Source organism: Thalassospira sp. (genome assembly GCF_030690045.1).
Classification (GTDB): Bacteria; Pseudomonadota; Alphaproteobacteria; order Rhodospirillales; family Thalassospiraceae; genus Thalassospira.
Genome location: NZ_JAUYHK010000011.1, coordinates 446497 through 458042, shown reverse-complemented (window position 1 = coordinate 458042; position 11546 = coordinate 446497). Strand labels below are relative to the sequence as shown.

At 54.5% G+C, this 11546-nt stretch carries 11 protein-coding genes, 1 tRNA gene and 1 pseudogene; 9 read left to right on the top strand and 4 right to left on the bottom strand.

The features are described 5' to 3' along the window. Positions 1–78 precede the first annotated feature (78 nt). Both Q8O73_RS08085 and Q8O73_RS08080 read left to right on the top strand, forming a co-directional pair. Positions 79–1767 carry a hypothetical protein gene (locus tag Q8O73_RS08085; protein ID WP_305557302.1) on the top strand — a complete coding sequence of 563 codons (1689 nt, stop codon included), beginning with the start codon at positions 79–81 and terminating at the stop codon, positions 1765–1767. Between the two features lie 100 nt (positions 1768–1867). Next, positions 1868–2164 (top strand): HlyD family secretion protein, encoded by a 297-nt coding sequence (locus tag Q8O73_RS08080; RefSeq protein ID WP_305557299.1) that lies wholly within the window; start codon positions 1868–1870, stop codon positions 2162–2164. Between the two features lie 762 nt (positions 2165–2926). Here the strand turns inward: Q8O73_RS08080 and Q8O73_RS08075 are convergent. After that, positions 2927–3073: pseudogene (locus tag Q8O73_RS08075) on the bottom strand (IS5/IS1182 family transposase); the annotation flags it as partial. Positions 3074–3298: 225 nt separating this feature from the next. Here Q8O73_RS08075 and Q8O73_RS08070 point away from each other — a divergent pair. After that, the gene (locus Q8O73_RS08070) at positions 3299–4312 is read left to right on the top strand and encodes a GlxA family transcriptional regulator (protein ID WP_305557296.1); all 1014 of its coding nucleotides are present in this window, start codon (positions 3299–3301) and stop codon (positions 4310–4312) included. 43 nt (positions 4313–4355) lie between these two features. Continuing rightward, positions 4356–5531: an MFS transporter gene (locus Q8O73_RS08065; protein ID WP_305557293.1), complete on the top strand. Its 1176-nt coding sequence runs from the start codon at positions 4356–4358 to the stop codon at positions 5529–5531. A gap of 119 nt (positions 5532–5650) precedes the next feature. Here the strand turns inward: Q8O73_RS08065 and Q8O73_RS08060 are convergent, their stop codons facing one another. Then, complete coding sequence (locus Q8O73_RS08060) at positions 5651–5872, bottom strand: hypothetical protein (protein ID WP_305557290.1); 222 nt, start codon at positions 5870–5872, stop codon at positions 5651–5653. Between the two features lie 279 nt (positions 5873–6151). On the opposite strand from Q8O73_RS08060, the gene Q8O73_RS08055 reads away from it, so the two are divergent. Next, positions 6152–6244: transfer RNA gene (locus Q8O73_RS08055), tRNA-Ser, on the top strand. A 129-nt stretch (positions 6245–6373) separates the two neighbouring features. Continuing rightward, positions 6374–6802: a hypothetical protein gene (locus Q8O73_RS08050; protein WP_305557287.1), complete on the top strand. Its 429-nt coding sequence runs from the start codon at positions 6374–6376 to the stop codon at positions 6800–6802. A 37-nt stretch (positions 6803–6839) separates the two neighbouring features. Here the strand turns inward: Q8O73_RS08050 and Q8O73_RS08045 are convergent, their stop codons facing one another. Further along, positions 6840–7082, bottom strand: a complete 243-nt coding sequence (locus tag Q8O73_RS08045; RefSeq protein WP_305557284.1) for an Lrp/AsnC ligand binding domain-containing protein — start codon at positions 7080–7082, stop codon at positions 6840–6842. A gap of 96 nt (positions 7083–7178) precedes the next feature. After that, positions 7179–8060 carry a MurR/RpiR family transcriptional regulator gene (locus Q8O73_RS08040; RefSeq protein WP_305557281.1) on the bottom strand — a complete coding sequence of 294 codons (882 nt, stop codon included), beginning with the start codon at positions 8058–8060 and terminating at the stop codon, positions 7179–7181. A gap of 427 nt (positions 8061–8487) precedes the next feature. On the opposite strand from Q8O73_RS08040, the gene Q8O73_RS08035 reads away from it, so the two are divergent. The 3 genes from Q8O73_RS08035 (at position 8488) to Q8O73_RS08025 (ending at position 11520) form a co-directional block, all read left to right on the top strand. Beyond that, on the top strand, positions 8488–8997 hold the full coding sequence (locus Q8O73_RS08035) for a TRAP transporter small permease subunit (RefSeq protein WP_305557278.1): 510 nt from the start codon (positions 8488–8490) through the stop codon (positions 8995–8997). After that, positions 8994–10319: a TRAP transporter large permease subunit gene (locus Q8O73_RS08030; RefSeq protein WP_305557275.1), complete on the top strand. Its 1326-nt coding sequence runs from the start codon at positions 8994–8996 to the stop codon at positions 10317–10319. The genes Q8O73_RS08035 and Q8O73_RS08030 overlap by 4 nt, the downstream gene beginning before the upstream one ends. 151 nt (positions 10320–10470) lie before the next feature. Next, a complete protein-coding gene (locus tag Q8O73_RS08025; protein ID WP_305557272.1) occupies positions 10471–11520 on the top strand; it encodes a TRAP transporter substrate-binding protein in 1050 nt (349 codons plus the stop codon). The last annotated feature ends 26 nt before the right edge of the window (positions 11521–11546 follow it).

The window sequence follows — 11546 nt, the reverse complement described above, 5'->3', positions numbered from 1 at the left end:
AACAAATTGGGACACGCGCCTGACTTCAAAAGCGGCATTGCGCCGCCAAACAGGTAGGTTGGGGAGCCAGAGCGCGTCATGTCGGTAACGACGTTTGAAGTACGTGTCCAGCGGGGTGATCGCTGGATTATCGATTCGTCATTTCGTGACGAAAAAGAAGCCGTTGTCGCCGCTGAATCCTTGCTGAAAGGCAAGGTTGCCGGGGTTCGGGTCGTGCGCGACTGGGAACGCGGCGACGGCAAGCATGTCGAAAAAGTCATTCTTGAAAAAACCGGGAAGGGCGAAGATTCCGGCGGTGACGTGCGCGTTACGCCGATTGATGACGCCCCGTTATGTGAGTCGTCAAGCGACCTGTTGCAAGGCCAGAGTCGCGCGACCATCAACCGGTTGTTGCGCAAATATTTTGAACAGGAAGTCCTGACCCCTTGCGAGGTGATGTATAATTATCAGAACCTGCGCAAGCTGATGTATCACGATACCCTGTTGCCCAGTGCGGTTGACCGGGTGGCCAGCATTCATGCCAAGGCGACCGAGGGCAACCATATCGAGGCCATGGAAAATCTTCATGCCGCGATTGACCAGCTGGCATCGCGCGCCCGCGAGGTCGAGGAAATCGACCTGCCGCAATTTGAAGACGCGACGATTTCCGAAGTCCGCCGCGAAATCAAGGGATTGGGGCTTGCCGAGGATACTGATTTCCTGACAATGGTGGCCCTGACACGGCAATTATCGGCATCGCGCAACTGGATTGCCAAACTTGATCTGGCGTTGAAGGTCAAGGGCGATGAACGCGATGAAGCGGCACGGGTGCTGCTCGATGGTGTGGTTGCCGATATTCTGGGGTCGCCGGTTGCGTTAAAGGAATTGCTGGGCCCGTCGCGCAGTTTTGGCGGGGCGATTTGCCTGCATATTGACCTTGCGCTGGGCCGGGCCAGTGGCAATCGCGGGGCGGCGGACGATGTTCTGGGTTTGCTGAATCCGCTTTTCGGGTCGGGCCTGTTGCCGCAATCGCAAGAAGCCCTGTTTGACTATATCGCCCGTGAAATCAAAAGCCCCAATGATCTGGCCCGCCATAGTGCGGATGGCGACCCGATGGGCGATATTCTGCATCGTCTGGTGACAGAAGAAGGGGTGATTTTCGGGGTGCCGATGGTCACCGCCCTTGCCGAACGCGGGGCACGGTTGCGCAATGTCGGCGGGCCACGGGCGATGATTGAAGGGGTGAGCGAAATCGTTGGCCGGTTACAGCCAAACTGGCGCAAGCTGTCCTTTATCGTCGCCGTCGGGGATAGCGGCATTGCCGCCGATTTCGCCGATGATCTGGCCGTGATGGCACAGGAAGCGGTCAAGGATATGCGGGCCTTGCGGGCCTTTTGCGATACATCGACCAAGCCGCGCGATAAAATGGCGCTGGTGACACGGATGAATGAAATTGTCGTCAAATCCATCCTGCCCGACGATATCAAAACCCATGTCAGCACCCATCTGGATAATGGTCTGGCAGATTATCTGGTGCGGGAAAAGGTGATTGAACGCATTGATAATCCGGCGCTGCATCTGCGCAAACGCGCCTATATGCTGGTGAAATTCTGTTCCAGCGGGGTTTTGATCGAAGGCAAATCGGCCGACATGGCGCGCAAGCGCGTCATTGGCTATTTGAAACAAAAGAATTTCACCGATCATCTTGTGGACGATATCGAAGATACCCCGTCCCGCGAAGGGGCGATTCGCGATTTTTATGCTCTGTTGCAACGCAGTGGATTCTAGGGGCCAGACTCATTCAAATCCAATAGCATATGAGAGCAGCAGGCATAATGCGGCCATAAAGTTTTCCGCCTTTTTGTCGTATCTGGTAGCAATGCTTGAGGTGACCAAACATCCGTTCGATGACAGCATGGTGGCAGAGGTCAAGCAGGCCGATCGGGATGCCGGGTTTGTTGATATCGGCCAGAAAGCCCGGATCAAGGTGGAGGCATTCGAGTTCACCAAGTTCGGGGCGATTGACGGCACGGTGATTGATGTGTCCCCCGATGCCATCCTTGATGAAAAACCGGGGCCGGTTTACCTCGCCAAGGTCGGACTGGCACAGCAATATAACGGTGCGCGGACTGCATACACCGTTGCAGCCGGGGATGACGGTTATAGCGGACATCCAGACCGGTGAGCGTCGTTTGCTGGAGTATATCCTCGGTCCGATGTTGCGGTATCGGGATGAGAGTTTGAGGGAGAGATAAAATGTACTTGCCAGAAGATTATTCGGAACCTTTGATGGGTGGGATGTCACGAGAAAAATTGTCGAAATTTGGTTCAGTTTTTTTTATTATTATTATTGTTTATTTGTTATTTCGTTACATTTTTAATGATTCATACGTTAATCGAGATGGTGTTGAGGGGGTGTATTTGTACTTTGTATCTTTCTTTTCTTTGTTTTTTGTTTTTATTGGGAGGGGAGGGTATTATGCGTTTAAGTGGTATTTTCAATTTAAATTTGGTTTTGGGTTCTTTGTTAATTTTATAGTGGGTGGTTTTTTTCTATTTCTAACTTTTATGGTGGAACCAAATTACAAATTTTCACTATTGGCATCTGTTGTAGCATCTTTGTCACACGCTATGATTTTATCTTTTTGTATAACAGAATTTTTGCGATGAAGATAAAACTAAGTTTTATGAAAAAGGGAAAGCACCCTATTTTTAATTTCAAATTTGAGTAATAATTAAATTAATTCATTTAATGTTTTTGTATTATTTTTACATTATATTTGGAATTTTTATTTCGTATATTATATTTGTTTTTGGTTTTTGTCATGAAAAATGCCAATTATTTCTTTTTGTCTTCTGGGGATTTTTCAATGATGTTAAAATTTTTCTTTTCATAAGTTTTTATCCCGTAATGGGTCTGGTGATTAGGGTCCAGACTCATTCAAATTTAATAGCGTATGAGAGCAGCAAGGCATAATGCGGCCATAAAATTTTCCGCCTTTTGGTCGTGTCGGGTAGCAATGCGCCGGAAGTCCTTGAGGCGACCAAACATCCGTTCGATCATGTTCCGCCCGCGATACCGTATTGCATCAAAAGCATAAAGCATAAAGCATAAGGTTGTTTGCGATTGGTCCTGTTTGGAATAACAGGCTGTATCCGTCGATGCTTTAGCCAGTATTTAGTCCCGGCACGCCGTCGGGAAAACCTGTCTGGATCAAACACCCCGCAGATTTTGTTTTTGGCAAGATCGGTGGGGTGTTTGTCATTGCGGCCATGACCGCAACAACGCATTCTGGGGCGGTCATAACGGAGATTTGCCATGTCCCGGTCGCGTCGCCAGATTGTTTGCCTGTGTTTTCCCAATGTCATGAGTCTGGATGTTACCGGGCCGCTTCAGGTGTTTGCCTCGGCCAATGACGAATTGAAACGTCAGGGGCGGGCAGGCGGATATGATGTGAAGATTGCCGCACAACAGGCCGGGCCGGTAACAACATCGGCGGGGTTTGCCTTGCTGGCCGATATGGCATGGGGCGATCTTGATCTGGCGATGATCGATACAATGCTGGTGCCTGGCGGCGATGGTGTGGAGGCCTTGCGCCATGATGCCGTCTTGCAGGGCTGGTTGCGTGATGCGGCCCATGCGGTGCCGCGTTTGGGGTCGGTGTGTTCCGGGGCGCTGATTTTGGCGTCGGCCGGGTTGCTGGATGGCCGGATGGCAACCACCCACTGGTCGCGCTGTGCGGAAATGGCGCGGTGTTTTCCCGATGTGTTGTTGGCGGAAAACCGCCTGCATACCTATGACCCGGACGGGGTGGATGGCGATGCGCATATTTTCACCTCGGCCGGGGTGACGGCGGGGATTGATCTGGCGCTGGCCTTGGTCGAGGCGGATCATGGCCGGGCGGTTGCCCTTGCGGTCGCGCGCCGGTTGGTGATGTTCCTCAAACGGCCGGGCGGGCAGGCGCAATTCAGCAGTTTTCTGACACCGGCAATGGGCAGTGCATCGCAATTGGCCGAATTGCTGGAATGGATTCCGGGGAATCTGGCGGGGGATTTGTCGCTGGAAAATCTGGCCGGTCGTGCCGGGATGTCCCCCCGGACATTTTCCCGGGTCTTTACCCGCGATATCGGCATGACCCCGGCACGCTATATTGAACGCATCCGGGTTGAGGCGGCCCGCCATCTGTTGCAGGACGGGGATATGCCCCTGTCGCGCATTGCCGGTTTATGCGGGTTCGGGCACCCGGAAACCCTGCGGCGGGCCTTTCATCGTCACCTGTCGATTGCCCCGCAAGACTACGCCGAACGGTTCGGCCTGCGACAGCCTGCCTGAAACAGGTTTTTTCATTCCCTTTTGATTTATCGGAGTTGGCAACATGATGTTACTGACCAATGGATCGGTGCGCCTGCTGTTTATCGGCCAGGCATTGTATTGGTCCTGTTCCCTGATCGGTATTACCCTGACATCGCTGGTTGGCATGCAACTGGCCCCGGTGGCGGCGCTGGCGACCTTGCCTCTGGCCCTGCTGGTGCTGGGTAATCTGGTGGCGGTTCATCCGTTATCGATGTTCATGCAGCGTTATGGACGGCGGCGCGGCCTTGTTGCCGGGGCGATGCTGGGCGTTGTTGGCGGGCTGGTGTCGGCGGGGGGCGTTTATGCCGACAGCTTTACCCTTTTTTGCCTTGGGGCGCTGCCCATCGGGGCCTATCAGGCATCGGCGATGTATTATCGCTATGCCGCCCTTGAAACCGTGCCGGATGCGCAAAAGGGCCGGGCGGCGGCCTTTGTGGTTGGCGGCGGGGTCATTGCGGCCCTGATTGCGCCGGGGCTGGCCGTCTGGTCCCGCGATGCCATCGTCATTCCGTTTCTGGGATCTTATCTGGTGGTGGCGGGGTTGGCCCTGCTGGCCTGTGCCGTGATGTGTGCCCTGCCGCAGGGGGGTATTCCCGCCCGGGTTGCCGGGGGATGGGGGGTGATGGCGAAATTGCTGCAACGGCCGCAAATCCGGGCGGCGATTGCGGTCAGTGCCGCCGGGCATGGCATCATGATTCTGGTGATGAATGCGACACCGCTGGCGATGACATTTTGCGGCTTTGATGTCGGTATTTCGGCACAGGTTATTCAGTGGCACATTATCGGCATGTTTTTGCCCGCCTTTGCCGCCGGGCCGATGATGGATCGATATGGTCCGCGCAAAATGGCGCTGGCGGGGGTTGTTGTGCTGGTTCTCAGTGCCTCGGCGGCCCTGTCGGGGCAAAATCAAATTGCCTTTTTGATCAGTTCGTTTTTGCTGGGTCTGGGCTGGAACCTGATGCTTCTGGCCGGTACAACCCTGTTGGGCGAGGGGCACGATGCCGCAGAACGCGGACATGCCCAAGGCGCGATGGAACTGGGCAACGGGCTGGTCGGGACGTTTGCGTCTTTTGCATCGGGGGCGCTGATTGTCGGGGCCGGGTGGGATGCCATCAATATCGGCATGATTCCGGTTCTGGTGATTGCGGTTTTGCTGATGTGGGCCGGGCGCGGTGCCCGGATGCCGAAAAACGCCTGAAGCCCGATAAAAAGACCGCCAGTCAATCGGGACTGGCGGTCAAGTTCAGGGGCGAACGGGGAGTCACGCCCCCCGGCGCGATCTGACTGTGATGCTTCGGGCATAAAAAAAGTCGGCCATCAGGCCGACTGGTGTGCGGGTGCCGGGCGGTGTGCCGCGACAAAATCCTTGATTTTTTGCAAAACAAAATCGCGAGAAGCACTTTCGCGGGTGCGGAACAAAACTTCGCGTTCCCGGATGACGATCCCCTGATAAAGCGGGGTTTCAATGTCTTCGCGCTGGAATTTCAGGGTGCGAAGGGTGTGGCCGGTTTCATCGGTGCTTTGATAAACGGTACGCATGGTGCTCCATCCCGTTATATTGACAAACATCGTGGCGGTCGTTCCGGTTAAACCTTATGCCAGAATCATCTTTCCATGCGGTGACAGCTTTGTGATGGTTTCAAGACAGTTTGCCAATGTCGTGTCGTATGGCGCAAATTGACGCCCGTCCGGCGGCAGACAGGGCCTGATTGGCAGAGTAAAAAATAAAACGCGCCCCTGTCGGGTTTTCTGGCATTGACAGGGGCCGGGGGGATGTTTAAGAAAGGCGGCGTTCCGCATGAAACGGCGGAAAAATACGGGCAAGTGGCCGAGTGGCTGAAGGCGCTCCCCTGCTAAGGGAGTATGGGGTCAAAAGCCCCATCGAGGGTTCGAATCCCTCCTTGCCCGCCAGTGAAGAAGGCTCCCTCATCGGGAGCCTTTTTGCGTGTTCTGTGGCATATTATTTCAGCATCACTCATTTTGGCCTTTATTGCGGGGTCTTATAAAATATAACACTTTTTTTTGCGAAAAGGACACGCAATGTCAAAATCCCGTGCGCTTTTTTTAAAGCCGGTTCTGGTGGCGTTTACCGCGATAGTGATGACGATATCTGCGACCGGTGCATGGGCGCAAACCGGAAATGTGTTTTTCAGTCAGGAAGAACGCCAGATCATCGCCGACGTTCTGGAGGTCATCACCGGTCAGGAAACCCGGCAAGACAAAAAGGGTGACAAGGGGAACAAAGGCAAGAACAACCACGGCTTGCCGCCCGGAATCGCCATGAAACTGGAACGCGGTGGCACCTTGCCGCCGGGCATAGCCAAACGCGATTTACCTGCCGATCTTGCTGCGCGCCTGCCGCGCCCTCATCCGGGAACGGAACGACTGATTGCGGGCAACGATGTTGTTCTGATTGAACAGGGTACGGGTATCATTCTCGATATTATCCGCGCCGTTGTGCGCAACTGATTATCTGCGGTCTTTATGGTCTGAATTCCGATGGTTTTCAGGTAAACGCATTGAATGTGATGATCGTCTGCGTGTCCTTGATATGGGGCAGGGCGTGGATATACTGGTTTACATAGCGGCCAATATCCTGACCATCCTCGATATAAACCTTCACCAGCAATTCAAACGGGCCGGAAATCGAATAGACTTCGGACACACCCTCGACCTCTTCGACAAGGGATGCGGCAACGTCATAGGCCTTGCCCAGGTCGCATTTCACGAAAATGAAAAAGGGATGCATGGGGTGGTCTCCGGTGTGTGGGGGATAACTGCTGCCAAGCTATCGTGCCGGGCGCGGTGTTTCAATCTTTTGTATGAAGGTTATCACCCGATGGCGTCAGTTTAACGGGCGCCGCCGCAACCGTTCGAGATGTTCGATCCGGTCGCGGACATGATCCGGGTCGCGGCGACCCACCCCTTCGAGCAGGGTTTCAAGCAAAACCGTGCTGGCCGCGGCACTGTCCCATGTGGTGCCAGTTTCGATGCGCACCGGGAAAACATGGCGGGCAAACCGGGCAATCGGGCTGAGCCACTGATCGGTGAACAGGATGATTTTTGCCCCCTGTTCCGACGCGGTTTCGGCAAAATTGATCACGTCTTTCTGATAGCGGCGCACATCAAAGACCAGCAGGACATCGCGTTTGCCGATATCGAGCAAATCTTCGGTCCATTTGGAACTTTGCCCGGCGACGCGATGGACATCGGCACGCATCGAGCGCAGATGTTCATAGCCATAGACCGCCAGCGCGGATGAAAACCGCCCCCCCAGCACATAAACCGACCGGCGGCGATCCGCCAGAAGGTCAATCGCCCCTTCAAGTTCGGTTGGCGCGATATTGGCCAGCGACGAGCGGATGTTTGATATGGTTGCCTCGGCCATATGATGCAGCAAGACCCCCATCGGATGGCCGGTTGCCGCCCGGTTGCGCGGCAGGGCGGACCGGGTGAGGGGCGATTGCAGGCGGGCTTCGAGTTCTTCGCGCAGGCGGGCCTGCATTTCGGGATAGCTTTCAAAGCCCAGTTTGCTGGCAAAGCGCAACACGGTCGGGGCCGAGACACCGCACCGTTCGGCAAAGGTTGCAACCGTTTCCAGACCAGCCATCGGATAATTGCCCAGCAAGGCCTGTGCGAGTTTGCGTTCGGACGCCGTCAGGTTTTCAGCCTTGTGCGTGATCATTTCCGCAACGGTCGGGGGCGTGGTGTTTTGCGAAGAATCCAAAAAATATCCTGTCAGATCATGGTTTTGCATCGTCAGGCCGGGATTTTCTGCCTGCTGTGTCCTGTCAATATCATATTCCATTTGTAACGAATTTTACAATAAATAACAATGTTGTCAGAAAAGGCCGTCTCATGTAACGTTCATTACAGAGGCATCAGGTTGCCTTGCCAGATCAAGATCAAAAAGGTCCAAAGGACCATCTGCCACAAGGCCCAAAGGGCCGACCGCCGGGGAGGCGGCATTGTTACAACGTCCGTCGTAACGACAATGCAGGGAGGACGCCATTACATGCGTGAAAGCCATCATCGCCATATGAGTTCCGCAAGGCAGGATGCAGGTCCTGTTGGCGGAAATCTGTGTTCGACGGGTGGGGGCGGCACGGCACCGGATGGACAAAACCGGGAGCCATTCCGAATGGGAAAGAATGATGCCAGAGGCGATTAAGTTTTATGTGCGCTGGGTCGAGAAGGTGAACCGGATCATTGGCCGGTTTGCCATGTATCTGATCTTTGCGATTCTGGGTGTGCTTTTATATTCATCCATTACCAAGACGTTTTTCTTTCCGTCCCTGTGGACGCTGGAAATGGCGCAGTTTTTGATGGTCGCCTATTTTCTGCTGGGCGGTGCCTATTCCATGCAGATTGACTCGCATGTTCGCATGGATCTGATTTATGGCGCATGGAAACCAAAAACCAAGGCGATTGTCGATGCAATCACCGTTCTGTTTTTGGTGTTTTATCTGGCGTTCCTGCTGTATGGCGGCATTTCGTCAACGCAATATGCCCTGGAATATAACGAAACCAGTTATTCCGCATGGTCCCCGCCGATGGCCCCGATCAAGATCGTCATGACATTCGGGGTTTTTATGATGCTGTTACAGGTGATTGCCATTTTCTTCAAGGATGTGGCAACCGCCTGCGGGGAGAGCCTTGAATGAGTTACGAGCTTATTGCGCTTTTGATGTTTGCCTCGATGATGATGCTTCTTCTGACGGGCAAGCGGGTTTTCGGGGCAATCGGGTTTGTTGCCGTGGTGTTTTCGCTGGCCCTGTGGGGGGATGGCGGATCGGAAATGGCGTTCAGTGCCGCGATGAAGCTGATGAAATGGTATCCGCTTCTGACCCTGCCGCTGTTTGTCTATATGGGGTATATGCTGTCGGAATCCGGGATTGCCGATGATCTGTACCGGATGTTCCATGTGTGGTTCGGGCCGGTGCGGGGCGGGCTTGCGATTGGCACCATTGTTCTGATGGTGGCGATTTCGGCGATGAACGGGCTGAGTGTTGCCGGGATGGCCATCGGGGCCAGTATTGCCCTGCCGGAATTGTTGCGGCGCGGCTATGACAAGATCATGGTGACCGGGGTGATACAGGCGGGCAGTTCGCTGGGCATTCTGGTGCCGCCCAGTGTCGTTCTGGTGCTGTATGGCATGATCGCACGCCAGCCGGTCGGGCAATTGTGGCTGGCCGGGGCGATTCCGGGCCTGATGATGGCGGGGATGTTTATTCTTTATATCGTCGTGCGGTGCTGGTTGCAGCCCGATATGGGCCCGGCCCTGTCAAAGGAAGAACGGGCGCGGGTGACATGGGGTGAAAAAATCCGGTTGTTGCGGGCGGGTTTGATTCCGCTGTTTATCTTTTTTTCGATGACCGGTCTGTTTTTGCTGGGCGTGACGTCGCTTGTTGAAAGTTCGGCGGTCGGGGCGGCAGCGGCAACATTGGCGGCCTTGTTCAAACGCCGTTTGAACGGGCGGGTGATGGAAGAAACCCTGCGCAAGACCCTGTCGATTTCCTGCATGTTCATGTGGATCATTCTGGCCGCCCTGTGTTTTGGCGCGGTGTTTGACGGGCTGGGCGCGGTCAAGGCGATTGAACGGTTTTTTCTGGATCAGCTGGGACTGACGCCGTGGCAAATCCTGATCATGATGCAGGTTTCCTTCATCCTGATGGGCATGTTTCTGGATGATACCGCCATGCTGGTGATTGTCGCGCCGCTTTATGTGCCGCTGGTCGGGGCATTGGGTTTTGATCTGGTGTGGTACGGGGTGCTTTATACCATCACCTGCCAGATTGCCTATATGACGCCGCCCTTTGGTTACAATCTGTTTTTGATGCGGGCGATGGCACCACCCGAAGTCTCGCTTAAAGATATCTATCAGTCGGTGACGCCCTTTGTCCTTGTCATGGTTCTGGCCCTGATTCTGGTGATGGCGTTTCCGCAAATTGCCCTGTGGCTGCCGGAATGGCATTACGGGCGATAATGAGAAGAAACTGAAAAATCAGGCGTATTGGTCAAATAATATCAGGGAGGCTCAAATCGCGACCAGAAAACATGCGACCCCTGGGCACAGAGGTCAGGGCTGACTACCGGAATTGTGTTCCATCCAAATTACCGATCAGGGAGACGATAAAATGAATTCAAGACGCGACTTTCTTAAAAAGGCCACGCTGGCAACCGCGGCTGCGGGCACCACGGCCTTTGCCGCCCCTTATGTCAAGGCACAGAACGCCAAAATCACCTGGCGTTTGCAAACCTATGCCGGTCCGGCATTGGGCGAACATGTGATCAAACCGGCGATTGATGCCTTTAACAAGGCCGCCAATGGCGAAATGGAAATCGAACTTTATTACGCCGATCAGCTGGTGCCGACCGGCGAATTGTTCCGCGCCATGCAGCGCGGCACGATTGATGCGGTGCAGTCGGATGACGATTCCATCGCCGCACCGGTCGATATTTCGGTGTTTGGCGGGTATTTTCCGTTCGCCACCCGTTACAGCCTGGATGTGCCGGTATTGTTTGAACAATACGGGTTGAATGAAATCTGGGAAGAAGCTTATGGCGAGGTTGAAGGGGTGAAATGGCTGAGTGCCGGGGCGTGGGACCCCTGCCATTTCGCCACGGTCGAGCCGATCAACAGCCTTGCTGATCTGAAAGGCAAACGGGTCTTTACCTTTCCGACGGCGGGCAAGTTCCTGTCACGCTTTGGCGTGATTCCGGTCACCCTGCCGTGGGAAGATATCGAAGTCGCCGTTCAGACCGGCGAACTGGACGGGATCGCGTGGTCCGGCATTACCGAGGATTACACGGTGGGTTGGGCCGATGTGACCAACTATTTCCTGACCAACAATATTTCCGGTGCATGGTGCGGGTCGTTCTTTGCCAACGAAGAACGCTGGAACGAATTGCCGGAACATCTCAAGGTTCTGTTCAAGCTGTGCATGGACAGTTCGCACTATTATCGCCAGCACTGGTATTGGGGCGGCGAAGCCGAACTGCGCACACAGGGCACCAAGATGCAACTGACCTCCATCCCCGATGAAGAATGGAAAACGGTGGAGCAGGAAGCCCAGAAATTCTGGGATGAAATCGCCCAGACCAGCCCGCGTTGCGCCAAGGTTGTCGATATCTTCAAACAATATGCCGCAGTGATGGAAAAGGCCGGAAAGCCTTATCGTTACTAGGGTCTGCACGCCCGGCCCCTTGCAGA

Bases quoted from the DNA above. Each gene is read 5' to 3' on its own strand.
- Q8O73_RS08025 (WP_305557272.1), top strand. From the start codon at position 10,471: ATGAATTCAAGACGCGACTTTCTTAAAAAGGCCACGCTGGCAACCGCG.
- Q8O73_RS08085 (WP_305557302.1), top strand. From the start codon at position 79: ATGTCGGTAACGACGTTTGAAGTACGTGTCCAGCGGGGTGATCGCTGG.
- Q8O73_RS08045 (WP_305557284.1), bottom strand. From the start codon at position 7,082: ATGCATCCCTTTTTCATTTTCGTGAAATGCGACCTGGGCAAGGCCTAT.
- Q8O73_RS08060 (WP_305557290.1), bottom strand. From the start codon at position 5,872: ATGCGTACCGTTTATCAAAGCACCGATGAAACCGGCCACACCCTTCGC.
- Q8O73_RS08050 (WP_305557287.1), top strand. From the start codon at position 6,374: ATGTCAAAATCCCGTGCGCTTTTTTTAAAGCCGGTTCTGGTGGCGTTT.
- Q8O73_RS08065 (WP_305557293.1), top strand. From the start codon at position 4,356: ATGATGTTACTGACCAATGGATCGGTGCGCCTGCTGTTTATCGGCCAG.
- Q8O73_RS08070 (WP_305557296.1), top strand. From the start codon at position 3,299: ATGTCCCGGTCGCGTCGCCAGATTGTTTGCCTGTGTTTTCCCAATGTC.
- Q8O73_RS08030 (WP_305557275.1), top strand. From the start codon at position 8,994: ATGAGTTACGAGCTTATTGCGCTTTTGATGTTTGCCTCGATGATGATG.
- Q8O73_RS08035 (WP_305557278.1), top strand. From the start codon at position 8,488: ATGCCAGAGGCGATTAAGTTTTATGTGCGCTGGGTCGAGAAGGTGAAC.